At 63.0% G+C, this 24,878-nt stretch carries 24 protein-coding genes and 1 pseudogene; 15 read left to right on the forward strand and 10 right to left on the reverse strand.

The window, feature by feature from the left end:
* Positions 1 to 200: 200 nt before the first annotated feature.
* On the forward strand, positions 201 to 1,706 hold the full coding sequence (locus FNZ07_RS00795) for a DHA2 family efflux MFS transporter permease subunit (RefSeq protein ID WP_091008791.1): 1,506 nt from the start codon (positions 201 to 203) through the stop codon (positions 1,704 to 1,706).
* A 168-nt stretch (positions 1,707 to 1,874) separates the two neighbouring features.
* On the opposite strand, the gene FNZ07_RS00800 is transcribed toward FNZ07_RS00795, so the two are convergent.
* Positions 1,875 to 2,645: an AraC family transcriptional regulator gene (locus FNZ07_RS00800; protein ID WP_091007131.1), complete on the reverse strand. Its 771-nt coding sequence runs from the start codon at positions 2,643 to 2,645 to the stop codon at positions 1,875 to 1,877.
* Positions 2,646 to 2,823: 178 nt separating this feature from the next.
* On the opposite strand from FNZ07_RS00800, the gene FNZ07_RS00805 reads away from it, so the two are divergent.
* Entirely contained in the window at positions 2,824 to 3,738 is a 915-nt protein-coding gene (locus tag FNZ07_RS00805; RefSeq protein ID WP_091007133.1) for a glutaminase, read from the forward strand.
* A gap of 69 nt (positions 3,739 to 3,807) precedes the next feature.
* Here FNZ07_RS00805 and FNZ07_RS00810 read toward each other — a convergent pair.
* Positions 3,808 to 4,002, reverse strand: a pseudogene (locus tag FNZ07_RS00810) (helix-turn-helix domain-containing protein); the annotation flags it as partial.
* Between the two features lie 208 nt (positions 4,003 to 4,210).
* Here FNZ07_RS00810 and FNZ07_RS00815 point away from each other — a divergent pair.
* The 3 genes from FNZ07_RS00815 to FNZ07_RS00825 all read left to right on the forward strand — a co-directional run bounded on the left by FNZ07_RS00815 (position 4,211) and on the right by FNZ07_RS00825 (position 7,200).
* Positions 4,211 to 4,999, forward strand: coding sequence for a PadR family transcriptional regulator (locus FNZ07_RS00815; RefSeq protein WP_091007134.1), 789 nt, complete (start codon positions 4,211 to 4,213; stop codon positions 4,997 to 4,999).
* A gap of 79 nt (positions 5,000 to 5,078) precedes the next feature.
* Positions 5,079 to 5,891: a siderophore-interacting protein gene (locus FNZ07_RS00820; RefSeq protein WP_091007136.1), complete on the forward strand. Its 813-nt coding sequence runs from the start codon at positions 5,079 to 5,081 to the stop codon at positions 5,889 to 5,891.
* A 52-nt stretch (positions 5,892 to 5,943) separates the two neighbouring features.
* Positions 5,944 to 7,200 (forward strand): MFS transporter, encoded by a 1,257-nt coding sequence (locus FNZ07_RS00825; RefSeq protein ID WP_091007137.1) that lies wholly within the window; start codon positions 5,944 to 5,946, stop codon positions 7,198 to 7,200.
* A 77-nt stretch (positions 7,201 to 7,277) separates the two neighbouring features.
* Here the strand turns inward: FNZ07_RS00825 and FNZ07_RS00830 are convergent, their stop codons facing one another.
* Positions 7,278 to 9,011: an AMP-binding protein gene (locus FNZ07_RS00830; protein ID WP_091007138.1), complete on the reverse strand. Its 1,734-nt coding sequence runs from the start codon at positions 9,009 to 9,011 to the stop codon at positions 7,278 to 7,280.
* A 50-nt stretch (positions 9,012 to 9,061) separates the two neighbouring features.
* Positions 9,062 to 10,195: an acyl-CoA dehydrogenase family protein gene (locus FNZ07_RS00835; protein WP_091007140.1), complete on the reverse strand. Its 1,134-nt coding sequence runs from the start codon at positions 10,193 to 10,195 to the stop codon at positions 9,062 to 9,064.
* 261 nt (positions 10,196 to 10,456) lie between these two features.
* Here FNZ07_RS00835 and FNZ07_RS00840 point away from each other — a divergent pair, with 261 nt between their 5' ends.
* From FNZ07_RS00840 to FNZ07_RS00850, 3 genes are all read left to right on the forward strand, one after another.
* Positions 10,457 to 11,506: an AraC family transcriptional regulator gene (locus tag FNZ07_RS00840; protein WP_091007141.1), complete on the forward strand. Its 1,050-nt coding sequence runs from the start codon at positions 10,457 to 10,459 to the stop codon at positions 11,504 to 11,506.
* 113 nt (positions 11,507 to 11,619) lie between these two features.
* Positions 11,620 to 12,921, forward strand: coding sequence for an NCS2 family permease (locus tag FNZ07_RS00845; RefSeq protein WP_091007143.1), 1,302 nt, complete (start codon positions 11,620 to 11,622; stop codon positions 12,919 to 12,921).
* A 53-nt stretch (positions 12,922 to 12,974) separates the two neighbouring features.
* The gene (locus tag FNZ07_RS00850) at positions 12,975 to 13,505 is read left to right on the forward strand and encodes a cytochrome b (protein WP_091007145.1); all 531 of its coding nucleotides are present in this window, start codon (positions 12,975 to 12,977) and stop codon (positions 13,503 to 13,505) included.
* A gap of 82 nt (positions 13,506 to 13,587) precedes the next feature.
* On the opposite strand, the gene FNZ07_RS00855 is transcribed toward FNZ07_RS00850, so the two are convergent.
* Positions 13,588 to 13,878 carry a DUF1488 family protein gene (locus FNZ07_RS00855; protein ID WP_091007147.1) on the reverse strand — a complete coding sequence of 97 codons (291 nt, stop codon included), beginning with the start codon at positions 13,876 to 13,878 and terminating at the stop codon, positions 13,588 to 13,590.
* A gap of 359 nt (positions 13,879 to 14,237) precedes the next feature.
* On the opposite strand from FNZ07_RS00855, the gene FNZ07_RS00860 reads away from it, so the two are divergent.
* The 3 genes from FNZ07_RS00860 (at position 14,238) to FNZ07_RS00870 (ending at position 17,776) form a co-directional block, all read left to right on the forward strand.
* The gene (locus FNZ07_RS00860; RefSeq protein WP_091007148.1) at positions 14,238 to 16,208 is read left to right on the forward strand and encodes a sigma-54-dependent Fis family transcriptional regulator; all 1,971 of its coding nucleotides are present in this window, start codon (positions 14,238 to 14,240) and stop codon (positions 16,206 to 16,208) included.
* A 136-nt stretch (positions 16,209 to 16,344) separates the two neighbouring features.
* A complete protein-coding gene (locus FNZ07_RS00865; RefSeq protein WP_091007149.1) occupies positions 16,345 to 17,475 on the forward strand; it encodes a VIT1/CCC1 transporter family protein in 1,131 nt (376 codons plus the stop codon).
* 7 nt (positions 17,476 to 17,482) lie between these two features.
* Positions 17,483 to 17,776, forward strand: a complete 294-nt coding sequence (locus FNZ07_RS00870) for a 2Fe-2S iron-sulfur cluster-binding protein (RefSeq protein WP_091007151.1) — start codon at positions 17,483 to 17,485, stop codon at positions 17,774 to 17,776.
* 118 nt (positions 17,777 to 17,894) lie between these two features.
* On the opposite strand, the gene FNZ07_RS00875 is transcribed toward FNZ07_RS00870, so the two are convergent.
* The 5 genes from FNZ07_RS00875 to FNZ07_RS00895 form a co-directional block, all read right to left on the reverse strand.
* Positions 17,895 to 18,359: a hypothetical protein gene (locus tag FNZ07_RS00875; RefSeq protein ID WP_144269451.1), complete on the reverse strand. Its 465-nt coding sequence runs from the start codon at positions 18,357 to 18,359 to the stop codon at positions 17,895 to 17,897.
* A gap of 283 nt (positions 18,360 to 18,642) precedes the next feature.
* Positions 18,643 to 19,068 carry a helix-turn-helix domain-containing protein gene (locus tag FNZ07_RS00880; RefSeq protein ID WP_091007156.1) on the reverse strand — a complete coding sequence of 142 codons (426 nt, stop codon included), beginning with the start codon at positions 19,066 to 19,068 and terminating at the stop codon, positions 18,643 to 18,645.
* Positions 19,056 to 19,337, reverse strand: coding sequence for a type II toxin-antitoxin system HigB family toxin (locus FNZ07_RS00885; protein WP_091007158.1), 282 nt, complete (start codon positions 19,335 to 19,337; stop codon positions 19,056 to 19,058). The genes FNZ07_RS00880 and FNZ07_RS00885 overlap by 13 nt, the downstream gene beginning before the upstream one ends.
* 153 nt (positions 19,338 to 19,490) lie before the next feature.
* A complete protein-coding gene (locus tag FNZ07_RS00890) occupies positions 19,491 to 19,682 on the reverse strand; it encodes a DUF1653 domain-containing protein (protein WP_245811385.1) in 192 nt (63 codons plus the stop codon).
* A 71-nt stretch (positions 19,683 to 19,753) separates the two neighbouring features.
* Positions 19,754 to 20,461 (reverse strand): helix-turn-helix transcriptional regulator, encoded by a 708-nt coding sequence (locus tag FNZ07_RS00895; protein WP_281250528.1) that lies wholly within the window; start codon positions 20,459 to 20,461, stop codon positions 19,754 to 19,756.
* Positions 20,462 to 20,665: 204 nt separating this feature from the next.
* On the opposite strand from FNZ07_RS00895, the gene FNZ07_RS00900 reads away from it, so the two are divergent.
* The 4 genes from FNZ07_RS00900 to nirB all read left to right on the forward strand — a co-directional run bounded on the left by FNZ07_RS00900 (position 20,666) and on the right by nirB (position 24,878).
* A complete protein-coding gene (locus FNZ07_RS00900) occupies positions 20,666 to 20,881 on the forward strand; it encodes a hypothetical protein (RefSeq protein WP_091007165.1) in 216 nt (71 codons plus the stop codon).
* Positions 20,882 to 21,355: 474 nt separating this feature from the next.
* Positions 21,356 to 21,637, forward strand: coding sequence for a hypothetical protein (locus FNZ07_RS00905; protein WP_091008793.1), 282 nt, complete (start codon positions 21,356 to 21,358; stop codon positions 21,635 to 21,637).
* Between the two features lie 21 nt (positions 21,638 to 21,658).
* Entirely contained in the window at positions 21,659 to 21,946 is a 288-nt protein-coding gene (gene infA / locus FNZ07_RS00910; protein ID WP_091007167.1) for a translation initiation factor IF-1, read from the forward strand.
* Positions 21,947 to 22,445: 499 nt separating this feature from the next.
* A complete protein-coding gene (nirB, locus tag FNZ07_RS00915; RefSeq protein WP_091007169.1) occupies positions 22,446 to 24,878 on the forward strand; it encodes a nitrite reductase large subunit NirB in 2,433 nt (810 codons plus the stop codon).

Consider the following 24,878-nt stretch of genomic DNA (forward strand, 5'->3'; position numbering starts at 1 on the left):
ATACTTCACCACTATGTTTTGCGGCAGCTTGTATACCCTGAATTGCCCCGCCCCTGTTGAGTTCGACGCCGCGTTCCGGCGAATGCAGGTATCCTTTTCAACGCCTTACAGCCCTTATAGTTCCAAGCCCGGAGTTCCGTTTGAGTCAGCCCGCCGCCGCCGCACCCGCCTCGCCACCACCGCTCCAGGGTGGACAACTGGTGCTCGCGACCATCGCGGTCGCGCTCGCGACCTTCATGACCGTGCTCGATTCGTCGATCGCCAACGTCGCGATCCCGACCATCTCGGGCAATCTCGGTGCGTCGGTCGATCAGGGCACGTGGGTCATCACCGTATTCGCGGCGGCCAACGCCGTTTCCATCCCACTCACTGGATGGCTCACACAGCGCATCGGCCAGATCAAGCTGTTCGTCGGCGCGATCCTCGCGTTCGTGGTTGCGTCGTGGCTGTGCGGCATCGCGCCAACCCTGCCGATCCTGCTGCTCGCGCGCGTGCTGCAAGGCGCGGTGGCCGGCCCGTTGATTCCGCTGTCGCAGGCAATCCTGCTCGGCTCATATCCGAAGCACAAGTCGTCGACCGCGCTCGCCTTATGGGCAATGACCGCGACCGTCGGGCCGATTGCCGGGCCTTTGCTTGGCGGCTGGATCACCGACAGCTACAGCTGGGCGTGGATCTTCTTCGTCAACATTCCGGTCGGCATCTTTGCCGCGGGCGTGACGTGGAGCATCTACCGCCACCGCGAAACGCAGACCAAGCGCCTGCCGATCGACGTCGTCGGCCTCGGGCTGCTCATCGCGTGGGTTGCCTCGCTGCAGATCATGCTCGACAAAGGCAAGGACCTCGACTGGTTCAATTCGCCGACCATCGTCATTCTCGGTTTGTCGGCGGTGATCAGCTTCGCGTTCTTCCTCGTGTGGGAGCTGACCGCCGAAAACCCGATCGTCGATATACGGCTCTTCGGGCAGCGTAATTTTCTGGGCGGCACCGTGGCGATTTCGATTGCCTATGGCGTGTTCTTCGGCAACTTCGTGCTGCTGCCGCAATGGATGCAGGAGTACCTCAACTATCGTTCCGTCGATGCCGGGCTCGTCACCGCGCCGCTCGGCGTGTTCGCGGTGATCCTCGCGCCGATCATGGGACGTGTGCTGCCGCGCTCCGACGCGCGCATCATCGCGACCTTCGCGTTTATCGGCTTTGCGATCGTGTTCTACATGCGCTCGAAGTACCTGATCGAGATCGACACATGGCATCTCGTGCTGCCCACCTTGCTGCAAGGCATCCCGATGGCGATGTTCTTCGTGCCGCTCACCGCGATCATTCTGTCGGGCCAGCCGCCGCATCGCATTCCGGCGGCCGCAGGGCTATCGAATTTCGTGCGGGTGTTTTGCGGCGCGGTCGGTACATCCCTGGCGGGCAATGCCTGGAACAATCGTACGGTGCTGCATCATGTGCGGCTTACCGAGCAGGCCAGCGTCGACAATCCGCTCTTCAACCAGCAGATCGCGTCGACGCAATCGCTGCTGCAACTGAACACGCAGTCATCGCATGCGCTGTTCGATTTCACCGTGAACACCCAGGCGGCGATGATGGGGCTCAACGATATTTTCTATGTGTCGGCGATCATTTTTCTGCTGATCATTCCGCTGATCTGGATTACGCGGCCGGCGAAGGGTGGTGGCGGAGCGGATGCGGCAGGCGCGCATTGAGGGTTGAACGCAGCGGGCGCGGATGCATAAGGACGATCATTGAGCGTTGAACGCAGCGGGCGCGAATGCATAAGGACGATCATTGAGCGTTGAACGCAGCGGGCGCGAATGCATAAGGACGATCATTGAGCGTTGAGCGCAGCGGGCGCGAATGCATCGGTTGAAACTTCAGCGCCCGTCCTGCCGGAAGTAACGCGCCGGCGTCTCGCCAAGTAAATCTTTGAATACGGCGATGAACGACGACACGTCGCTGTAACCGACTTCGAGTGCGACCTCCGTCACGCTCGCACCGGTGTCGAGTCGTTCGAGTGCAACCAGCAACCGTAGCTGCTGGCGCCACTGTCCGAAGGTCTGGCCGGTTTCCTTGACGAAGAGACGCGCCGCCGTGCGCGCGGTGACGCCGGCCGCGAGCGCATGGTCGTCGAGTACGGTGGGATCGGCGGGATGGGTGGTCAGCACCCCGGCGATGCGCTGGATGCGCGGATCGCGCGGATACGCCAACGCGAGCGGCACCGCGGCAAGCTGCGGAAGACGATCGAGCAGCACGCGCATCAACCGCGCGTCGGGTCCGTCGGTCGCATAGTCAGCACCGAACCTGGCCGCGGCGCGCAGCAGCGCATCGGCAAGCCGGTCGATCGCCACGACACGGCCCGGCAACGCGTCCGGCAGCGACGGCCAGTCGTCCGTGTCTACATATAGCGTGTGCCACGCAAGCGGCCGCGACGACGACAGCCGGAACAGCAGCCCCGGAGCGATCCATAGCGCGTGCTGCGGCGGGATCACCCACAGGCCGTTCTCCGTGCGCACGGTCAGCACGCCATCGCACGCATGCAGCAGCTGCAGGCGACGGGACGCGTGCCAGGGTTCGTCGAGTGTCTCCGTGTGTTGCGCGACGACGAACGCCGCGCAATCGGTGCCATCCGGATCGGTTACTTCCATGAGGCTTTCGTTTTGCCCTACGGGTATTCAAATCGAATCAGACTAGCACGACGCCCCATCTCTGTGCACGGTGCAGTGCAGTAGCGGCGGCGCACTCGCCGACAGCCATCACGGGCCATTACAATCGCGGCTGCGTGCCGTGTATGGCGCTTTGCCCTGCGCTCAACCAGCCTCCTCCATGAACTATCCCGCGATCCTCGAACAGATTCACCGCGATATCCAGCCCTACCTCGGTACTGGCCGCGTTGCCGACTACATTCCCGAGCTGGCGAAGATACCCGCCGACCGCTTCGGCATGGCAGTCGTCACCGCCGCGGGCGACGTCCATCGCATCGGCGACGCCGACGAGCGCTTTTCGGTCCAGAGTATTTCGAAGCTGTTCGCATGCACGCTGGCGTTTCAACTGATCGATGACGAGTTGTGGTCGCGGGTCGGCCGCGAGCCGTCGGGCACCGCGTTCAACTCGCTCGTCCAGCTCGAAACGGAACAGGGCAAGCCGCGCAATCCGTTCATCAATGCAGGCGCGCTGGTGGTCACTGATGTACTGTGCCGGCGCTTCGTGAGCGCCGAAACCGCGCTGGTGGAATTCATGCGAAGACTCACCGGCGAGCGTACCGTCGACTACGACCTGCGTGTCGCGCAATCGGAACTGGCGAACGCGCACCGCAATCGCGCGATGGCGCATTTCATCGCGAGCTTCGGCAATCTCGAGATGCCGGCCGAAGTGGTCGTCGATGCTTATTGCCGGCAGTGCGCGATTTCGATGAGCTGCGTCGAGCTTGCGCGTGCGGCGCTGTTTCTATGCAACGGCGGTGTCGTGCCAGCAACCGGCGAACGGATTCTCGACAGTAGTTCGACGAAGCGGCTCTCCGCGCTGATGTTGACCTGCGGTACTTACGATGCCGCCGGCGATTTCGTCTTTCGGGTGGGGCTGCCGGCGAAAAGCGGCGTGGGCGGCGGTATCGTCGCGGTGCTGCCGGGTGAGATGGCCGTGTGCGTGTGGTCGCCGGGGCTCGATAGCAATGGGAATTCGCTGGCGGGGACGCTGGCGCTCGAGTGGCTGACTACGCATACGGGGCAGTCGATTTTTTGAGCGGCTTCGTGGCGCGCTGCGGAAGCGGCTTGCATCGCAGCTTGCGCCTGACCCCGCCCGCTACATTCAAAACCTGATCGCCTCGATCGGGTTCAAGCCCGGCAACGGGAAGTGCGCATCTTCATAGCGCTCCACCAGGATCGACAGGATCTCGAGACGATCGCCATCGGGCGTACCGGGTTCCGGATCGGCGTCGACGAGTTCCGATACCACTGCGAGCGCGGCCTCGTAATCTTCCTCGGTGTGTAGCGGGCAAATATCCATGTGTCTTACTCCATCTCCACCGTTTCGGCATTGACCTGTCGAACGCGGCGCATGCGCCGTATGCGTCTGCCAATTTCACTTAAACCAGACCGCTCCAACCGTCGCCGGCCATTGTGCCTACCATCCCCCAACCCCAAAAAGAAATTTGACAAACACTCTTAAGATATATATCTTACGACACATCTTATGACACATCAGGAGTGTCGCGATGCACCGTAACTCACATCACACCCATCATTCACACCATTCCCGCCGCCACGCGTCCGACCGCGACGGCCTGAGCTTCCCCGAGCGTTTCCGGGACCCCCTCCACGCGCTGTGGCACGCCATTGGCCGTCATCGCGGCGGTGGTGGAGGCGGTGGCGGTCGTGGCGGCGCCTTCGGTGGCGGCACCGGTGACGGCGGCTTTCCCGGTGGTTTTGGCGGCCGCGGCGGTTTCGGCGACGGCGACGGTTTTCCGCGCGGTCGGACCTTCACCTCTGCCGATCTGCAACTGCTATTGCTGGCGCTGCTCGATAAAGAACCCAGCCACGGCTACGAACTGATCAAGGCGCTCGAAGCGCGTTCGAACGGCTTCTATAGCCCGAGCCCGGGCATGGTCTATCCGTCGCTGACGTACCTCGAAGAAGTAGGCTTCGTTACCGTCGAAGTGGAAGGCAACCGCAAGCGCTATGCGCTCGCCGAGCCGGGCGGCGCGCACCTCGCCGTGAACCGCGAACGCGCCGACATGATGCTGGCGAAGCTCTCGCACATCGCCCGCAAGATGGATTCGGTACGGCGCGCGTTTGCTGGCGAAGACCCGTCCGACGCCGCCGAAGGCGGCTGGGTGCCGGAACTGATCCAGGCTCGCCGTGCGCTGAAAACCCTGCTGTTCAGTCTCGACAACGTGCCTGCCGCCGAACAGCGTCGCATCGCTGCGATCCTGCAACGGGCGACGCAGGAAATCGAAGACGGCGGCAAGCAGAGCGACGGCAAACAGGACGGCAGCAATCCCTAACCGGGCGCCTCGGGCACCACGCGCTCGCGAGCCGCGCGGGCACGCCTGCCGCCCTCCGATATTCAGAAACAGGAACACCATGCAAGAGCAAACCGATCTGACAGTCGTCCGCGTGCGCCATCCGCTGAAGTTCCGTCTGCTGCGCGTCGCACGCATCGACTCCATCACACCGCATATGTTGCGCGTCACCTTGACCGGCGACGATCTGCACGACTTTGCCTCCGCATCATTCGACGATCACGTGAAGGTCTTTTTCCCCGCTCCCGGCGAAGACAAACCGGCGCTGCCCACGGCCGGTCCGAACGGCCCGGTATTCGCCGAAGGGACCCGGCCGGTGGCACGCGACTTCACGCCGCGGCGCTTCGACCGCGAAGCACGCGAACTCGATCTCGAGTTCGCGCTGCACGAAGCCGGCCCGGCTGCCGAATGGGCTGCGAAGGCGCAGGTCGGCCAGTACCTGGGCATAGGCGGCCCGCGCGGTTCGCTGGTGATCCCGAGCGGCTTCGACTGGCATCTGCTGATCGGCGACGACACAGCGTTGCCCGCCATCGCGCGGCGCCTCGAAGAACTGCCTGCGAACACCCGTGTCGCGGCCGTGGTCGAAGTCGCCGATCCGTCGGCGCGCATCGAGTTCGAGACGGCGGCGAACCTGCATATCGTCTGGCGCTATCGCAGCGACTCGCCGTACCGCGGCGATGCCTTGCTGCAAGCGGTACGCGACACCTACCTGCCCGAAGGCGTGGGTTACGTATGGGCGGCCGGCGAGTCGGCGACCATGCGCGCGGTGCGCTACCACCTGTGCACGGAGCGTGGCGTAGACAAGTCGCGTATCCGCGCTGCCAGCTACTGGAAACAAGGTGCGCAGGCCGTCCACGAAAACCTCGACGACTGATGCCACGCATTCTCTCTCTTTACCGCGGCCCGCTCGGCCGCAAGGACCATTCATGTACTCATTGAGTGCACCGCGCGAACGCCAGTTGCTCTGGCTGCTCGCGCTGACGCAGTTCACCGTCATCATGGACTTCATGGTGATGATGCCGCTCGGACCGCAGATCATGCACGCGTTCCACATCACGCCGGCCGCGTTTGCCGCGGCCGTCTCGGCTTATTCCTGGTGTTCGGGCCTGTCGGGTCTGTTCGCCGCCACCTACATCGACCGCTTCGACCGGCGCAAGCTGCTGCTCACCGTGTACGCGTTGTTTGCCGTGTCGAACCTCGCGTGCGCGTTTGCCAGCAGCTATCCGTTGCTGCTCGCTGCACGCGCGTTCGCGGGTCTGACCGGCGGCATCCTCGGCTCGATCATCATGGCGATCGTAGGCGACCTGATTCCGGTCGCGCGGCGCGGTGCGGCAAGCGGCACGATCATGACCGCATTCTCCATCGCGGCGATTGCCGGCGTGCCGGCCGGTGTGATACTCGGTGCGCATTTCAGCTGGGCAGCGCCGTTCGTGCTGCTGGTCGTGCTGTCGGTGCTGGTCTGGTTCGGTTGCTCGCGCATCTTGCCGTCGCTCGACCAGCATCTGTCGCAGCGGCCCGCACCGCTCTCGCAGGTCCTGCCTGAGCTGTACCGGCTGTTTGCCAACCGGCGGCACCTGAACGCGTTCGCGCTGACCTTCATGGTCATGGTGTCGCACATGCTGGTGATCCCGTTCATCTCGCCAACGCTCGTGGCCAACCACGGCATCGCACCGGCTCAGTTGTCGTGGCTGTACATGGCGGGCGGCGCGGCAACGTTCTTCACGTCGCGCGCGGTGGGCAAACTGTCGGACCGCTACGGCAAGCATCGGGTGTTTCGCATCGTCGTGCTGCTGTCGATGCTGCCGGTCCTGTTCGTGACGCATCTGCCCGACGTATCGCTTGCCGTGATGCTGGTGTTCTTCCCGATCTTCATGGTGGCGATGTCCGGACGCTTCGTGCCGATGCAGGCGCTGCTGACAACCGTGCCGCAACCGCAACAGCGCGGGGCATTCCTTAGCGCGAACAGCGCGTTGCAGGCACTCGGTATGGGTTGCGGCGCATGGATCGGCGGGCTGATGCTGTCGATAGGTCCTGCCGGACAGATCGAAGGCTATGGCGTCGTCGGTTGGGTCGCGGTGGCGATCGCAGTGTGCGCGATCGTGTGGGTTGGCCGTGTTACTTCAGCGGGGGACCATCCGGCCTCGCGGCCGCCGGTGGGCGGTGAAGCAATGAGCGAGATGTAATCGCGTCATTGACGCAGCATGCTGAACGGTATGTCGGCCGGTGCGCGGCACCGGCCTCGTTCAGCACAGCGTTGATCTCACGACGCGTCGCCTTCGCGGCGCGCCGAGATATCCGGGAAATCCTCTTCCCAATACTCGCCCGGCAATCGCGCCGGCTCCGCTTCGCGCTCCAGTTCGCGGCACCGCAATTCGACACGACGGATCTTGCCGGAGATAGTTTTCGGCAGCTCGCTGAATTGCAACCGGCGAATCCGCTTGTACGGCGACAGCTTTTCTCGCGAGAACGCAAACACGCTGCGCGCGAGTTCGGGTCCCGCTTCGAACCCATGACGCACGGTGACAAACGCTTTCGGCACCGACAGACGCAGCGGGTCGGCGCTCGGCACAACTGCCGCCTCGGCGATCGCTTCGTGTTCGATCAGCACGCTTTCGAGTTCGAACGGGCTTAGCCGGTAGTCGGACGACTTGAACACATCGTCGGCGCGACCGACGTACACGTAGTAGCCATCCTCGCGACGCAGCGCGACATCCGACGTGTGGTAATAGCCGTTGCGCATTGCGTGCGCCGTTGCGTCCGGGTTGTTTGCATAGCCGGTCATCAAGGCGACCGGACGGTGTGCAAGCGACAGCGCGATCTCGCCTTCAGTAGCCGGTTGGTCGTCGGCATCGACGAGTTCGATCGTATAACCGGGCAACGGCCGCCCCATCGATCCCGGCACGACCGGCTGGCCCGGCGAATTGCCGATCTGGCAGGTCGTTTCAGTCTGGCCGAAACCATCGCGTATCGTCACGTTCCAGGCGTGACGCACGCGCTCGATCACCTCCGGATTCAGCGGCTCGCCTGCCCCGACGATCTCACGCAACTGCACCGCATACGACGCCAGCGGCTCCTGCACGAGCATGCGCCAGACGGTCGGCGGTGCGCACAGCGTGGTCACGCGGAAATTCACCAGTACGTCGAGCGTGTCCTTCGGCACGAAGCGCGCGTAGTTGAAGACGAACACGCAGGCCTGCGCATTCCACGGCGCGAAGAAGCAGCTCCATGCGTGCTTGGCCCAGCCCGGCGAACTGATGTTCCAGTGGATGTCGCCAGGTTGCAGGCCGATCCAGTACATCGTCGACAGATGGCCGACCGGATAGCTCTCATGCGTATGCTCGACGAGCTTCGGCTTCGAGGTCGTGCCGGACGTGAAGTACAGCAGCATCGGATCGCTCGCGCGGGTCGGCGCGTCGGCAACGAACGACGCGGGCGCATCGTAGGCGGCGGCCAAATCGGTCCAGCCCGCACGCGGCGTGCCGACCGAAATGCGCTTGAGGTTCGCATCGAGCGCATCGAATTTGCTGAGTTCCGCACTATCCACGACAACGTAATCCGCGCCGCCGATCTGCACGCGATCGCGCACATCGTCCGCCGACAACTGGGTCGTAGCCGGCAACACGATCGCACCGAGCTTCATCGCGGCGAGCATCACGTCCCACAGTTCGACGCGATTGGGCAGCATCAGCAGCAGGCGGTCGCCGCGACGCACGCCGAGCCCGCGCAGAAAGTTCGCCATACGCGCCGAGCGCTCCGACATCTGTGCAAACGAGAGCTTGAGCCCGGGACTGGCCGGATCGTCGACGATCCACAACGCCGGGTTGTCGTTGCCACGCGCGATCACGTCGAAATAGTCGAGTGCCCAGTTGAATTCGCCGAGCACCGGCCACGCGAATTCGCGGTACGCGCTCGTGTAGTCGCTGCGATGTCGCAACAGCAGATCGCGCGCGTCGAGAAAAGCCTGCGCGGCGGTGGCGGTGGTCGTCCCGTTCATGATTGTCTCCTCACTGGCGCGGTTGCGCTCTCTGGCGGATTATTCTGCGCTCAAATCTGACGCGCGATCACCATTCTCTGTACTTCGCTGGTGCCTTCGTAGATCTGCGTAATGCGGGCATCGCGGTAGTGGCGCTCGACCGCGTAGTCCTGCAGATAACCGTAGCCGCCGTGAATCTGGATCGCGTTCGAGCAGACCTCTTCGGCCATTTCCGATGCAAACAGTTTTGCCTGCGATGCCTCGGACAGACACGGCAGCCCCGCACTGCGCAGACGCGCCGCGTGATGCACGAGCAGCCGCGCGGCGTTCAACTGTGTCGTCATGTCAGCGAGCAGATTGGCGATGGACTGATGTTCCTTGATGGCCTTGCCGAACTGCACGCGCTCGTTCGCATACGCGCGTGCCGCTTCGAATGCCGCGCGCGCGATGCCGACCGCCTGGGCCGCGATACCGATCCGGCCGCCTTCGAGATTCGACAGCGCGATGCGCAGGCCGTCGCCGCGCGCGCCGAGCAGATTCGCTTCGGGTACCGCGCACTGATCGAACGAGATCGGGCAGGTATCCGACGCGCGGATGCCGAGCTTTTTTTCGGGTGACCCGACGTTGAAGCCCGGTGTATCGGTGGGCACGATGAAGGCCGACAGACCGCGTTTGCCCAGCTCCGGATCGGTGACCGCGAAGACGATCGCGAGGTCGGCGCGCGAACCGTTCGTGACGAACTGCTTGCTGCCATCCAGCACCCACTTGCCATCGCGCAGCGTCGCGCGCGTGCGCAGGTTGCTGGCTTCGGAACCCGCGTGCGGCTCGGTCAGACAGAACGCGCCGAGCTTGCGGCCGGTCGCAAGGTCGCGCAGATAGCGCTGTTTCTGGTCCTCAGTGCCGAAGCTCAGGATCGGCCCGCAGCCGACCGAGTTGTGCACGCTCATCAGCGTCGCACAGGAGGCGCAGCCGGCAGCCACCTCTTCGAGCGCGAGCGCATAGGCAATGTAGTCGGTGTACGAGCCATCCCACTCCGACGGCACGATCATGCCGAGCAGCCCGAGCGCGCCCATTTCGGTCACGACTTCCGGCGGCAGCCGGCTCTCACGATCCCACTGCGCCGCGTTCGGCGCGAGCCGCCCGGTTGAGAAATCGCGCGCTGCGTCGCGGATCATCCGTTGATCTTCGGTATAGAAATCGTTCATTGCGTCCACCTTTCGTGCGTGTTCATGGCGCTTTATCGGCGTGGCGACAAAGCGCGCCCCGGCCCAGTGTAGGCAACCTGCTGGACAGGTTCGATGCCGGGGCCGATCATTCTGGATGAGCGCATTTACCATACTCACATTTGCGCTCGCAGCAATTGCGGCGTGGGGATCCGCGCGAAGGATGCAAATCAACCCGCCAACTGAGCGAATTTGCCAGCCTTCGTCCCGCCGCACAACCTTCACCTACCAGCACGATGCCCGATGAAAAGCGACAAGGGAACCATCTCCGTCAGTCTCGTCGAGGAAACCCTGGCGCTCGCCCGCGCCCGCGGCCTCGACGTCGGGCCGCTCATCGAGGCCGCCGGCATCGCGCCGCCGATGCTCGCGTCGCCCAAAGGACGTGTCTCGCCCGAGCAATACGGCGCGCTGTGGGCCGGCATCGCTCGCGCGCTCGACGACGAGTTCTTCGGCCAGGATTCGCATCCGATGCGCAGCGGCAGCTTCATCGCGATGACCCATGCCGCGCTCGGCGCGCGCGATGGCGCGCATGCGCTCTCGCGTGCAGTCGGCTTCATGCGGCTGATTCTCGACGATCTGCGCGTGGAGATCGACACCGACGCGACGCGCGTGCGCCTGGTGTTCACGCATCGCGAAGGCACCCCGCTGCCCACGATGTTCGCGTATGCGACGTACTTCATTCTGGTCTACGGCCTGGTCTGCTGGCTCGTGGGACGGCGCATTCCGCTGCAGCGGGCACGCTTTCGTTGCGCGGAGCCGCCGGCCGCGCACGAATACCGCTTGATGTTCTGCGACGACATGGCGTTCGGGCAGCCCGCGTCGTATGTCGATCTCGCGCCCGATTTCATGAGCCTGCCGGTTGTGCAGACCACGCGCTCCGTCAAACCGTTCCTGCGCGATGCGCCGGGCAGCTTCGTCGTCAAGTACCGCAATCCCGGCTCGTTCGCCGCGCGGGTACGCAAGACGCTGCGCGCCCTCGCGATGTCTGCATGGCCCGCCGCCGACCAGATGGCCGCGTCGCTGAACGTCGCGGAGGCGACGATGCGCAGACGCCTGAAACAGGAAGGCCACACGTACCAGTCGATCAAGGACGACCTGCGGCGCGATATCGCGATCGCCGAGTTGCAGGACACCGACCGGACGATCGCGGACATCGCGCAGGCGGTCGGTTTTGCGGAACCGAGCGCGTTTCATCGCGCGTTCCGCAAATGGACCGGCATGCGGCCGACTGACTACCGCGCAGCACGCGCCGCAATGCACCATCCGCCGCGAGCGCGGCAAACCGTCACCTGAAGCCCGATCCTGATTACAATTCAGCCTGCGCATACCCCGGCCCCGGCCGCACTCATGCAGACGGCCGCCGTACGTCACCCTTCGATCCCCTCACATAACAAGAGATCCGGCTCATGAACTCCGTCAAACAGTATTTCGGCTTCGACGAAGCGGGCACGAACCTGCGCACGGAAGTGCTCGCGGGCCTCACCACCTTCCTGACGATGGCCTACATCGTCTTCGTCAATCCGTCGATCCTCGGCGATGCGGGCATGCCGAAAGACGCCGTGTTCGTCGCCACCTGTCTCGTCGCGGCGCTCGCCTCGTTGATCATGGGGTTGTACGCGAACTACCCGATCGCCTGCGCGCCTGGTATGGGGCTCAACGCGTACTTCGCCTATACGGTCGTCAAGGGTATGGGGTTCACCTGGCAGGCGGCGCTCGGCGCGGTGTTCATCTCGGGATGTCTGTTTCTCATCGTGACGCTGTTTCGCGTGCGCGAGGTGATCGTCAACGGTATTCCGCATTCGATCCGCATTGCGATTACCGGCGGCATCGGGCTGTTTCTCGCGATCATCTCGCTGAAATCGGCTGGCGTCGTGGTCGGCAATCCGGCTACGCTCGTCACGCTCGGTAACCTGCACGATCCGCACGTCGTGCTCGCGATCATCGGCTTCTTTACCATCGTCACGCTCGACTTCCTGCGCGTGCGCGGCGCGATCCTGATCGGCATCGTCGGCGTGACCGTGCTGAGCTTCTTCTTCGGCGGCAACCAGTTTCATGGTGTCGTCTCGGCGCCGCCGTCGATCGACACGACGCTGTTTCATCTCGACATCCGCGGTGCGCTGTCCGCCGGTGTGCTGAACGTGATCCTCGTGTTCTTCCTCGTCGAGCTGTTCGATGCGACCGGTACGCTGATGGGTGTCGCGAACCGCGCGGGGCTGCTGGTCGAAGGCAAGATGCACCGGTTGAACAAGGCGCTGCTCGCCGACAGTACCGCCATCCTTGCGGGCTCCCTGCTCGGCACGTCGTCGACAACCGCGTATATCGAAAGCGCCTCGGGCGTGCAGGCTGGCGGGCGTACCGGCATGACGGCGATCACCGTAGCCGTGCTGTTTCTCGCCTGCCTGTTCTTCGCGCCGCTCGCGGGCGTTGTGCCCGCTTACGCGACCGCACCGGCGCTGCTGTACGTGTCGTGCCTGATGCTGCGCGAAATGGCCGAGCTGCCGTGGGACGATGCAACCGAAGTCGTGCCGGCCGCGCTCACCGCACTGCTGATGCCGTTCACGTATTCGATCGCAAACGGCGTCGCGTTCGGCTTCATTTCATACGCGGGGCTCAAACTGCTGACCGGACAGGCGCGCAAAGTGAAGCTCGTCGTCTGGGTCATCGCGGCGGTCTTCCTGTTCCGGTTCTTCTATCTCGGCGCGGAATAGCCGCTGTTACAGACCCTGTTCGCACGCCCAGGCCGGTTACCGGAGCAGCCCATATGCATTCCCGTTCGTCCGCCGACCGCTATTCGCGGCCGGCCATTTTCTTTCACTGGGCGATCGTGCTGTTGATCGCACTCGCCTATCTGGCCATCGAGATTCGCGGCCCGAAAGGCAGCGACAGCCGCGTGTTCTGGACCGCGCTGCATCTGTGGGCCGGCACGCTCGTGCTCACGCTCGCGATCCTGCGGCTGCTATGGCGCCTGTGGCGCCCCGCGCCGCCGGAGGTCAATACGAACGTGCTGCTCGCGTTTCTCGCACGGCTCGTCCATCTCGCGCTCTATGTGTTCATTTTTGCGCAGCCGCTGCTGGGCATGCTGATGGTCAATACCGGCGGGCATCCGGTCACGCTGGCCGGATTGAATCTGAACATCACGCTGGTTGGCGCGGACCCCGCTGCCCGTGCCGCCCTCAAGACGCTGCACGTGCTGCTCGGTAACGCGTTCTATTGGGTGATCGGCGTGCATGCGCTCGCGGCGATCGGGCATCAGGTCATATTCCGCGACCGGACGCTGCAGCGGATGCTGTGACCGCTTTCGGTCTTTCTTTCGGTCATGCGAATGCCGCGCGCCGGCATCGAGCCGGCGCGCGGAGGCAACGGTTGGGAAGGAATCAGTTGCGCCAGTTCGCGTTGTAGAACCGGACGTAGCCGCTGCGCAGTACGAGGCACTGCGCGCGCGTTTCCGACAGCAGACGGCGGGTGGCTGCCTCGATCCGCTCACGATGCGTATCGAATGCGCCGACCATATCTTCGAGCCGCGTCGACGCCGCCCCGAAGTGATCTTCCAGCGCCTCGGCGGTGATCATGCATTCCACCCTCTCGCCGTCGACCAGGGCCGGAAATGCCAGGGTCAACTCGGGCCCCGAATACGCCGGGGTTTCGTACGGGAAATTGATCTGCATGGGATTCACCTTCGATTGACCAACCGTCTCGGGGCCGCGCCTGCTTCTATTGAGCCTGCCTCCCTGTGATCTCACGCGCGGGCTGCCTAGCCGGGCTGCGGGGGAAACGCCCACTTTCTCCGGCTGATCTTATTCACTTTAGACGACTTCCAGCGCGCTGCAAGTTTTACTGAGCCTGCCCGCGCTGTCGCGCTCCAACGCGGGGTAGATGGGGCACTGCCCGCGTGGGTTCCAGGCGCTGCGATCCTGTACCATGGTTGCTCGGCCGCGCCGCGCCAGTGGCATTTGCTGCAGTGCACGCAGTTCGCCGCGCAAGGCAACGCACCTTGCAACGCCACCGATATCACCGGAGACAAGCAGTGACCCATCGTCCCGCCACGCCCTCGACGGCCGGTCGGCCCGACGTGATCGCGCAGGCTCATGCGCGTTCGCTGCAGGTCGGACTGCGAGCGTCCGAAATACCCGATTTCCAGCCACTCGCACGTTCCATGCTGCGCGGCGTGATCGAGCGTAACCAGTCGCTCTACACGCACGCGTTACCGGTGATGGAAACGCTGCACGCACAGATCGTCGATACGCAAAGCATGGTGGTACTCACCGACAGCAACGGCGTGATCCTGCACAGTCTCGGCGACAGCGACTTCATCGAAAAGGCCAACCGCGTGGCGCTGTGCCCCGGCGTTTCGTGGGCCGAAAGTGACCGCGGCACGAATGCGATCGGCACCGCGCTCGTCGACGGCCAGCCGACTGTCGTGCATGCCGGCGAACACTTCCTGCAAGCGAACCACATCCTCACCTGCTCGTGCGCACCGATCGTCGATCCGTTCGGCAACACGATCGGTGCGCTCGACGTGAGCGGCGACACGCGCGGCTTTCACAAACACACGCTGGCGCTCGTACGGATGTCCGCGCAGATGATCGAGAACCACCTGTTCTCGAACCAGTTCGCCGATGCCGTGCGGATTCATTTTCATGCACGTGCTGAATTCATCGGTACGCTGTTTGAAGGGCTCGCTGCGTTTACACCCGATGGGCTCTTTCTGTCGGCGAATCGTAGTGCGCTGTTTCAATTGGGACGGCCGCTCGGTGGCATGCTGCGGCAGCCGTTCGAAGCGCTGTTCGGTTTCGGCTTTCCTGCGCTGCTGCAGCAGGTGGCACGCGCACCCGGCGAAGCCATGACGCTGACGCTGCCGAGCGGTGTGCGGGTCGTCGCGCGCGGCGAATTCAATGCGCCGCGCGAGCGGATGGCGACTGCGCTGACGAAATTCGGCGAGCGTCACGATGTGCTTGCCACATCGGGTGCACGCCCGGCAACGCAAGCCGCCGATGCCATCACGCTCGCCGCGCTCGATACCGGCGACGCGCAGATTGCCGCGATCCTGCGCCGCGTCGAGAAGGTGCACGGACGCGATATTCCGATTCTGGTGCTCGGCAAGACCGGCACCGGCAAGGAATGGCTCGCGCGCGCGATCCATCAGGATTCGCCTCGTCGCGACGCGCCGTTTGTCGCAGTGAATTGCGCGTCGCTGCCGGACACGTTGATCGAAGCCGAACTGTTCGGCTACGAAGACGGCGCATTCACGGGCGCGAAAAAACGCGGCAGCGCGGGCAAGATCGTGCAGGCGGACGGCGGCACACTGTTTCTCGACGAGATCGGCGACATGCCGCCTGCGCAGCAGGTCCGGTTGATGCGCGTGCTGCAGGAGCGCACAGTCGTGCCGCTCGGTGGCACACGGGCGGTGCCGGTCGATCTGCGGATCGTCTGTGCGACCCATCGCAACCTGCGCGCGATGATCGAAGCGGGCACGTTCCGCGAAGACCTGTACTACCGGATCAACGGGCTCGTCGTCACGTTGCCTGCGCTTGCCGAGCGTACCGATCTCGCCGCACTGGTCAGCCGGATACTCGAACAGCAACGCGACAGCGAACGGATTCCGCTGCGCGTGTCGGCGGCTGTGCTCGAGCGCTTTGCGCGCTGCCGCTGGCCCGGCAACCTGCGGCAACTGGCCAACGTGTTGCGTACGGCCGGCATCATGGCCGAAGGCGCGGCGCAAATCGACGTCGAACATCTACCCGACGATTTTCTGCAGGACTGCATTGCCGATGCTGCCGGTGTCGACGACGGTGTTACCGCATCGGAATCCGCAACGGTCGATGCCCCTGCGATGCAACGCCCAACAACGTCCGCGCACCGGATGGAAGACTGGCAAACCACCTTGATCGAGCAGACACTCGCGCGACATCGCGGCAACATATCGGCGGCAGCACGCGAGCTGGGGTTGGCACGCAATACGGTCTATCGCTTCCTGCGGCGACGCGACGCGCACTGACCTGCGCGCGGTTAATGGCTAGACCACCGGGTGGGCACCGTTCTCTGCGGATGAGCGAACGCACCACCTGTCATGACATCCACGTGCCAGGGTAAGCTTCGAGCGTACCGAATGCAGGCTCGTACGCCGACCCGACATGGCTTCCCGACACGATCTCAAACGCTTTCGCACCAACCTCGCCGACGAACTCGATAGCGCAACGCTCTACGAGACGCTCGCGCGCATCGAAAAAGACCCGGCTCGCAGCAAACTCTACGGCCAGCTCGCCGCCTCCGAGCGCGAGCATGCCCGGGTGTGGCACAACAAGCTGAGCGCGAACGGCGTACGCGTGCGAGCGCATAGGCGCAGCCTGAAGACCCATCTGATGCGTGTGTTGATCCATACATTCGGACCGTCGTTTGTGCTGCCCTCGCTCGCCGCCGCCGAATACGCGGATCGCGACAAGTACGCGAACCAACCCGACGCTGCGCACCTTTCCGCCGACGAGCATCGTCACGCAACCGCCGTCCAGGCAGTCGCCACCGAGGACAAGCAAAAACGCACGTCGGTAGGCGCGCAGATCGCGGACGCAGAGGCGTGGCACAAGGGCGTGACATCGGGCAACGATCTGCGCGCCGCGGTGCTCGGCGCGAACGACGGCCTCGTGTCGAACTTCTGCCTGATCATGGGCGTGGCTGGCGCGGGTACCGGCAACAAGGCGATCCTGCTGACCGGACTCGCCGGATTGATCGCGGGTGCATGCTCGATGGCGCTCGGCGAATGGCTGTCGGTCACGAACGCACGCGAACTGGCGCGTACGCAGATCGCGAAGGAAGCCGATGAAATCGAACACACACCCGATGCCGAGCGCAACGAACTGACGCTGATCTATCAGGCGAAGGGCATCGATGCGGAAGAAGCGCGGCGCGTTGCCGACCAGATCATGCGCGACAAGCAGAAAGCACTCGACACACTCACGCGCGAAGAGTTGGGTATCGATCCGGCAGAACTGGGTGGCAACCCGTGGTCGGCGGCGGGCGTGTCGTTTTGCCTCTTTTCGCTCGGGGCGATTTTCCCGGCGATGCCGTTCCTCTGGGCGCACGGTGTCGTCGCGATCTATCAGTGCATCGGTTTGAGCGCGTTCGGTCTTGCCGCAGTCGGTGTGTTCACATCGCTTTTCAACGGACGCAGCGCTGCATTTTCAGCGTTTCGCCAGATCGCGATCGGGTTGGTCGCCGCGGCCTTCACGTACGGCGCGGGACGATTGCTGGGCGTGTCGATCTCGTGAGGACTTCATGAGCGAGCGCGTGTTTTCGGTGCGTGTCGAACCGCTCGGACAGACGTTCGAAGCACCCGATTCGCTCACCGTCCTCGAAGCTGCTGGCTTCGCGAACTTGCGTTTGCCGCGCATGTGCCGCAACGGCACATGCCGGACCTGTCTATGCCGGATGACAAGCGGCGAGGTGCGCTATCTGATCGAATGGCCCGGCGTGTCGCGCGAGGAAAAAGCGGAAGGTTTTATCCTGCCTTGCGTGGCGGTGGCGCAGTCGGATCTGGTGCTCGAGGTGCCGGACGCGACCAGGGAGTAACGACCGTGCGTGCGTCGATCCAGAATCGGTCCGGCATGTGCGTCTGTGCTAGTTCGAAGTATTCGGCTCACTTCCAGGCTGCAAGAGCAACCCGGCCTCGCTAGACCATGCACCTTTCTTAATGCGGCTTCACAGCCAGCAACTGATGAATCTCGTCCTTATGCGCCTCGTAAAACGCCATGTTGGCCGGGCTCACGTCCTTCGGGGGACCTAGTTTCTTCGCCAGTTCCGGGTCGCGGGTCAACTGCATGTCGCGCATCCTTGCGCTTCCCAGAACAAAAGTGCCGAGAACGGCCTGCCGTGCCGTCAAACCATGCCGCTTCAAGATATCCATTTCGCCGGAATTCTGTTCTATGGCGACAGTGAACGTATCGAGCGTGGGCGTTTTACCCGAGGTCTGTTTCTGGATTTGACCTGGGTGCGTACCGACACCTTTTGCCTGAACCTCCTGGTTGGCGGCCCCAAAGCGTTGCACGAAGTCTTCCGTCAACGTGAAATTCTGAACTTCATCCTGCTCGGTGGGCGTCAACGCGTGCGCAGCCGGCGAGCCTAGTACCGTCATGCACAGCAGCAACGCCCCCACTGAAAATCTCGCGTCCCGGAACCCTCTACTCAATCGTTCAAATACTCCGCTCATGTCATTACCTCCGGATAGATGCATAAATGCGCGCTTCATTGCAGAAATCGCACGAAGGCACTCATAGACAGATGCGCGCAATTTCAACGCGCAGCACATGTCAAACGATGCAATCCGTTTTTTTTGTAAGGGAGTGGGGTCTAGGCATGCGCGTATTTCGGCATGCAGAGATTTCAGTGGTACCGGGATGAAGTTCCCGGCGACCGCATCAGTAGACCTGAGAGTCAGATCAGAGAAAGATGGCCGGATTGACGCCAAAGCGCTCGGAGACCGCGCGGATTTGCCTCACGTTGAGCTCTCGCTTTCCGCTAAGAATCTCGGACACGACACCCTGGCTTCCGATTTCCGGCAAGTCGGCCTGGCGGACATCGTTCTCGAGCATCAAATACTTCAAGATGTCTCCGGCTGGAACGTTTGGCAATTGGTGGTGTGCGTCGTCATACTCACCGATGAACTCACCCAACGCATCCGCAAGCGCTGCCAGTCTGTGATTTTCGTCCGCAGCGCCAGCATCGAGCAATGCATTCAGTGCACGTACAGCAAAGTCGTATTCCTCGTCCGAAGTGATGGGACGCAGCGGGACCTTGTGCGAAATCGCTTCGAAGTGCTCTGCCAGCTCCTCGATGTCGGTACGCGAAAATTTCAGCGCTTCCATTTGTCGTACTCCTTGTGCGTGAAAACGTGCCGCACATACAGCTTCTGCACATTGAAATGCACGGCAGCAATCAATCTGAACTTGTTGCCGCCAATATTGAAAACGTAGAGGTCGCCAACCTTGTCAACGGTATTGAAGGCCCGCTTCAGATCGGCAAAATTCGCGAAAAAAACAGCCTCAACGGTCTTTCGCCAAATTTGAAGTGGAATACCAGCATCCGGATGCTTCACCGAAAAATCGACCAGCGTCTTGTTGGAGATGACTCGCATGAACGTGGAAAAGATAGTATCTCAACTTGAGATGTATTGCAAACAACATTCAACCAGCGATCTGCCGGTCGGCCTCGGACTGCCGACCAACTATGGCTTCAAGACCGGGTCTTGTACCCTCGGCCTAACGGACTACTCAAAAGAAATCGACATTCAATCGACCAGCGCAAACCGCGCAACCAACCGCCCCTCGTGCTCAACCTGCTCGAAGAACACGGAAGCCGGACGCGTCCAGATCGTTCCGTTGTGCGCGCGGTAGACCACCATCGTCACGCTCGGGTCGGACTCGAGCGTAGCCTCGCAGACCAGTTCATAAAGACCGCCCTTGTAGTGCCGGTAGCGCACGGTTTTCTGTTCCTCAAAGGAGGTGGCGAAACGGGTATCGCGATCGATACCTTCGGGCTTTTCAGGCGACATCAACTTGCACTCTCCTTCATCTGCTTCAGATGTTTATAGACCGTCGCGCGCCCCATACCCAGCACGCTCGCAACATAGTCCGCCGAGCTGCGGCCGCGAAACGCGCCTTCCGCATACAGCGCCTCGACCAGTTCGCGTCGATGTTCGCGCGTGAGACCGTTCAGGCCGAGCTGCCGTTCGCGCAACCAGCCGTGCAAAAACGTGTTGATGCGCTCCTGCCAGTCGTCGCGAAACAGTTCATCGGGCTGTGCCACGATACCGGCACCCTTGATGAAAATATCGAGCGCCGAGCGCACGTCTTCGAACACGGCGATGTTGAAGTTGATGCACATCATGCCGGCCGGCTGACCGAGATCGTCGAACAGGACGTTACTCACGCAGCGCATCCGCCGGCCGTCCCAGTTCAGCTTTTCATACGGACCGATAACGCGTTCACGCGCGGAACGGCCGATTTCCTCGAGCGCGGAATCGTCGCCGATCTCGCGCCTCGACAGGTTGTTCGAGAGATACAGCACCGTCTGGTCATGCAGGTCGTGAATCACGACCTCGGCGTAAGGAAAAAAAAGCGCGGCGATGGCGTCCGCGATCGGCGCATAGCGCGTCAGCAGCAGGTCCTTCACAGGAGAGGCTTTTTTCTTGCGCATCGAAATCGCTACCTTCGGTGGATCGGCGTCGCGCTGCCTGGGCGGAGCGGAAACAGCCGGGATGGATTCAGTCTTCTTAAACAGGCAAAACGCCCGCCCCGCATTGTAGCCACACCGACCGGCACGTTTCGCATAACAGCGAAGCACACGGAAAGCGCGGCGAGACCAACCGTCGCACGCAACACCATCGCGAATTTTGTCCGCCTGCACCGGTCTTTTTGACATGCGATAACGGGAGCATCCCTTTTACTGGACTGGAGCAACCCGATGGCCACGCTCGAAGCGTTCCGTGCCGTGCTCGACGACGAACGCACGCCCGAGATCATTCGCAATCACATCATCGATTCGCTGCAGTACACGCTGCGCAATCACGGACAGGTCTTCACTGCGAAGGAAGTCGAATGGCTCGCCGTCTGGGACGACGCGCGGATTCCGCTCGCGGCGTCCCGGGAACTGAAAAAGCGGGTCGTCGAGCCCGGTTGAAACCGGCTCTATACCCTTGTCTACCGGCGGCTCCGCCCACAGCGGATGCCCGCATCTTCCGGTCGTCCAGCGGGGCGTCGGAACATTCCACTATCCAAAAAGCCGCATTTAGGGCATCATAGCGGGATAGTTGTAGCCCGCAGTATTGCTGTACCAGTCGGCTGTACCGACCGGCATTTCCGCAACACCCCCGACTGCTCGAGACCGCCGCCTGCCGGCGGTCCCGTCATTTCGGCAATGCGCTGCACGCATTCGCCGTCGCGAGTTGCACAGCTTTTCATGCGCCCGGCATCCGCGCGATGCCAGCGTGTTTCTTCTCCATCGAATCCGCGCGTTCGCGGCTGCGTTCAAGCCCTCGTTTGGGCCTGAGCCAGGCTTTTTCCATTGCGGCGCGCCCTCGTGCGCGGCGCCGCTGAGCTGCTGTGGCCGCGCCCTGCGCGAAAACTGCGGCAACGTACTACACAGGACATGTTTATGACTCAAGCTGTAAAGACCTACAAAGGTTACGAAATTCATCCGCTGATCTACCCGCGCCGCCCGGCGGAGGGCCAGCCGAGCCGCCGGCCCGATGCGGGCTACGAGGCTTCGGTACGCATCTGCCGCGTCGGTGCGAATCCGGCTGCAGACGGCCGCGTATTCCGCCTGCCTTACCTCTGGCCGTTCGAAGCCTCAGGCAAGGCACGGCTTGCGTGCATGGCGCACGCGGAACAACTGATCGACGGCCGTGTTGACGGCCAGTCGGTCGCCGATCTTTGATTCATCGCCGAGGAGCTATGCATGGCAAAAGAAGAACTGCTTGAACTGGACGGTATCGTCGACGAAGTACTTCCGGATAGCCGCTATCGCGTCACGCTCGACAACGGCGTCGTGGTAGGTGCCTATGCGTCCGGACGCATGCGCAAGAATCACATCCGTATTCTTGCGGGCGACCGCGTCACGCTCGAACTCTCGGTCTACGACCTGACCAAAGGGCGGATCAATTTCCGCCACAAGGACGAGCGCGCCGGCGGTGGCGGCGGTGGTGCTGGCGGCAACCGGAACGCAGCAGCACAGCGTCGCCGCTAACCCGGCTGCAGCCATCGCGGCTGCATGCTGCTGACATCACATCGAAGTTCCTCGTCGTCCGGTTCATCGGCGAACCGCGTCGCGCGTCTGCATCGGCCCAGTCCGGCCGGTGAGACGTGCAGCGACGATGAGGCGTTGTATCGGGACACCCTCCACCGTCCCGCCTGGGTAGCCGCATCGGCGACGCCCTCTCGCTCGCCCCCCCAACTCATCGCTGCGCCACATCTGTGCAGCGCCGCAGCATGCGCACAGGCGCGGTGCGCCATGCGCGAGCATCGCTCGCCATAATCCGCTCCAGCGCCGGGAAATCACCGCGAAACGCCAGATGGCATACAGGTTGCTTAATACGTTGCAGCGCTTGCAACGATGCAAGACAGCATGAATCTGGCCGCGCCGCGCAACGTACCTGCCGCGTCCGGTCAATCTAGTCGGGCAACGACGTTCGACGTTTGTCGCATCCGCCGCATCGCGTAGCGGAGCGCTCCAACGACGGATCATCATGACTCAACCCCGACTCGTCGTCATCGGCAACGGCATGGCCGGTATCCGCACGCTCGAGGAGCTGCTGGCGATCGCCCCTGGCCACTACGACATCACCGTGTTCGGCGCGGAACCGCATCCGAACTACAACCGCATCCTGCTTTCGCCGGTGCTCGCGGGCGAACAGACCTTCAACGATATCGTGCTCAATCCGCTCGCGTGGTACGAGGAGCACGGCATCCGTCTGCATGTCGGCAAGACGGTCGAGCGCATCGACCGCGTACGCCGCACCGTCACCGCCAGCGACGGCACCGAAGCCCCCTACGACCGCCTGCTGATCGCCACCGGCTCCGTGCCGTTCATCCTGCCGGTGCCGGGCAACACGCTGAAAGGCGTGATCACCTATCGCGACATTCACGACACGCAATCGATGATCGATGCGGCCACGGTGAAACGTCGGGCCATTGTGATCGGCGGTGGGTTGCTTGGTCTCGAAGCGGCCAACGGCTTGAAGCTGCGCGGCATGGACGTAACCGTCGTGCATCTGGCCGACACGCTGCTCGAACGTCAGCTCGATGCCACCGCCGGCAAGCTGCTGCAACGCTCGCTCGAAGCACGCGGTCTGCAGTTTCTGCTGAACCGGCAAACCGCCGCGATCACCGGCAACGAAGCCGGTGAAGTGACCGGCGTCAGTTTCAAGGACGGCGAGAGCCTCCCCGCCGATCTCGTCGTGATGGCCGCCGGCATTCGCCCGAACACGACGCTGGCGGAATCGGCGGGGCTCTATTGCAATCGCGGCATCGTCGTCAGCGACGCGCTGCAGACCTACGATCCGCGCATCTACGCCGTCGGCGAGTGCGTAAGCCATCGCGGTATCGCGTACGGTCTCGTGGCACCGCTGTTCGAACAGGCGAAGGTCTGCGCGAACCATCTCGCGCTGATGGGCATCGGCAGCTATAAAGGCTCGGTGCTGTCCACCAAGCTCAAGGTCACCGGCATCGACCTGTTTTCGGCCGGCAACTTCTACGGCGGCGAACACACCGAGGAAATCGTGCTGTCGGACCCCGCGGGCGGCGTCTACAAGAAACTCGTGATCAAGGACGATCAACTGGTCGGCGCGTGCCTCTATGGCGACACCACCGACGGCGCGTGGTACTTCAAACTGCTGCGCGAAGGCCGCAAGCTCGGCGAGTTGCGCGATCACATCATGTTCGGCGAATCGAGCGTCGGCGACGCGGGCGTGCAGGGTCAAAGCCGCGCGGCCGCGATGGCCGACAGCGACGAAGTCTGCGGCTGCAACGGCGTGTGCAAGGGCACCATTGTCAAGGCAATCACCGAAAAGGGTCTCTTCACACTTGACGACGTGAAGAAGCACACGAAAGCATCGAGCTCCTGCGGCTCGTGCACCGGTCTCGTCGAGCAGATCCTGATGAGCACGGTCGGCTCCAGCTTCCAGGAAACGCCGCAGACCAAAGCGATATGCGGCTGCACCGACCGCAATCACGGCGAAGTGCGCAAGGCGATCCGCGAGCATCATCTGCTGACGCATCGCGCGGTCTACGATTTCCTCGAATGGCGCACGCCGAACGGTTGCGCGACCTGCCGGCCCGCGATCAACTACTACCTGCTGTCCACCTGGCCGCGCGAAGCCGTCGACGATCCGCAAAGCCGCTTCGTCAACGAACGCGTGCACGCGAACATCCAGAAGGACAACACGTTCTCGGTGATCCCGCAGATGAAGGGCGGCGTCACCACCGCCGCGGAACTGCGTCGCATCGCGGACGTCGCGGACAAATACCATGTGCCAATGGTGAAGGTGACGGGCGGCCAGCGCATCGACCTGCTCGGCATCCGCAAGGAAGACCTGCCGCACGTCTGGCAGGACCTCGGCATGAAGTCCGGCCACGCCTACGGCAAATCGATTCGCACCGTGAAGACCTGCGTCGGCAGCGAATTCTGCCGCTTCGGCACGCAGAACAGCACGCAGATGGGCATCGATCTGGAGACGATGCTCGCGAACATGTGGTCGCCGCACAAGGTCAAGCTCGCAGTGTCCGGCTGTCCGCGCAACTGTGCCGAAGCGGGCATCAAGGACGTCGGCGTGATTGCGGTGGATAGCGGCTGGGAACTGTATGTGGGCGGCAACGGCGGCATCAAGACCGAAGTCGCGCAGTTCCTCGTCAAGGTCAAGACCGCCGATGAAGTGAAGGAATACAGCGGCGCGTTCCTGCAGCTGTATCGCGAGGAAGCGTATTACCTCGATCGCACCGTGCACTACATCGCGCGCGTCGGGCTCGACTACGTGAAGCAGAAAGTGGTCGACGATGCGGCCAACCGCAAGGCGCTCCACGAACGGCTGCTGTATTCGCTCGAAGGGTTGCCCGACCCGTGGGAAGCGCGTATCGGTGGCGTGCAGAAGCAGGAATACATTCCGCTGAAAATCGTCGCATGA

This window comes from Paraburkholderia megapolitana, assembly GCF_007556815.1.
Lineage (GTDB): Bacteria > Pseudomonadota > Gammaproteobacteria > Burkholderiales > Burkholderiaceae > Paraburkholderia > Paraburkholderia megapolitana.

Bases quoted from the DNA above. Each gene is read 5' to 3' on its own strand.
- nirB (WP_091007169.1), top strand. From the start codon at position 22,446: ATGACTCAACCCCGACTCGTCGTCATCGGCAACGGCATGGCCGGTATC.
- FNZ07_RS00840 (WP_091007141.1), top strand. From the start codon at position 10,457: ATGAAAAGCGACAAGGGAACCATCTCCGTCAGTCTCGTCGAGGAAACC.
- FNZ07_RS00800 (WP_091007131.1), bottom strand. From the start codon at position 2,645: ATGGAAGTAACCGATCCGGATGGCACCGATTGCGCGGCGTTCGTCGTC.
- FNZ07_RS00865 (WP_091007149.1), top strand. From the start codon at position 16,345: ATGGCTTCCCGACACGATCTCAAACGCTTTCGCACCAACCTCGCCGAC.
- FNZ07_RS00880 (WP_091007156.1), bottom strand. From the start codon at position 19,068: ATGGAAGCGCTGAAATTTTCGCGTACCGACATCGAGGAGCTGGCAGAG.
- FNZ07_RS00850 (WP_091007145.1), top strand. From the start codon at position 12,975: ATGCATTCCCGTTCGTCCGCCGACCGCTATTCGCGGCCGGCCATTTTC.
- FNZ07_RS00845 (WP_091007143.1), top strand. From the start codon at position 11,620: ATGAACTCCGTCAAACAGTATTTCGGCTTCGACGAAGCGGGCACGAAC.
- FNZ07_RS00825 (WP_091007137.1), top strand. From the start codon at position 5,944: ATGTACTCATTGAGTGCACCGCGCGAACGCCAGTTGCTCTGGCTGCTC.
- FNZ07_RS00815 (WP_091007134.1), top strand. From the start codon at position 4,211: ATGCACCGTAACTCACATCACACCCATCATTCACACCATTCCCGCCGC.
- FNZ07_RS00855 (WP_091007147.1), bottom strand. From the start codon at position 13,878: ATGCAGATCAATTTCCCGTACGAAACCCCGGCGTATTCGGGGCCCGAG.
- FNZ07_RS00885 (WP_091007158.1), bottom strand. From the start codon at position 19,337: ATGCGAGTCATCTCCAACAAGACGCTGGTCGATTTTTCGGTGAAGCAT.
- FNZ07_RS00820 (WP_091007136.1), top strand. From the start codon at position 5,079: ATGCAAGAGCAAACCGATCTGACAGTCGTCCGCGTGCGCCATCCGCTG.
- FNZ07_RS00870 (WP_091007151.1), top strand. From the start codon at position 17,483: ATGAGCGAGCGCGTGTTTTCGGTGCGTGTCGAACCGCTCGGACAGACG.
- FNZ07_RS00830 (WP_091007138.1), bottom strand. From the start codon at position 9,011: ATGAACGGGACGACCACCGCCACCGCCGCGCAGGCTTTTCTCGACGCG.
- FNZ07_RS00900 (WP_091007165.1), top strand. From the start codon at position 20,666: ATGGCCACGCTCGAAGCGTTCCGTGCCGTGCTCGACGACGAACGCACG.
- FNZ07_RS00805 (WP_091007133.1), top strand. From the start codon at position 2,824: ATGAACTATCCCGCGATCCTCGAACAGATTCACCGCGATATCCAGCCC.
- infA (WP_091007167.1), top strand. From the start codon at position 21,659: ATGGCAAAAGAAGAACTGCTTGAACTGGACGGTATCGTCGACGAAGTA.
- FNZ07_RS00905 (WP_091008793.1), top strand. From the start codon at position 21,356: ATGACTCAAGCTGTAAAGACCTACAAAGGTTACGAAATTCATCCGCTG.
- FNZ07_RS00835 (WP_091007140.1), bottom strand. From the start codon at position 10,195: ATGAACGATTTCTATACCGAAGATCAACGGATGATCCGCGACGCAGCG.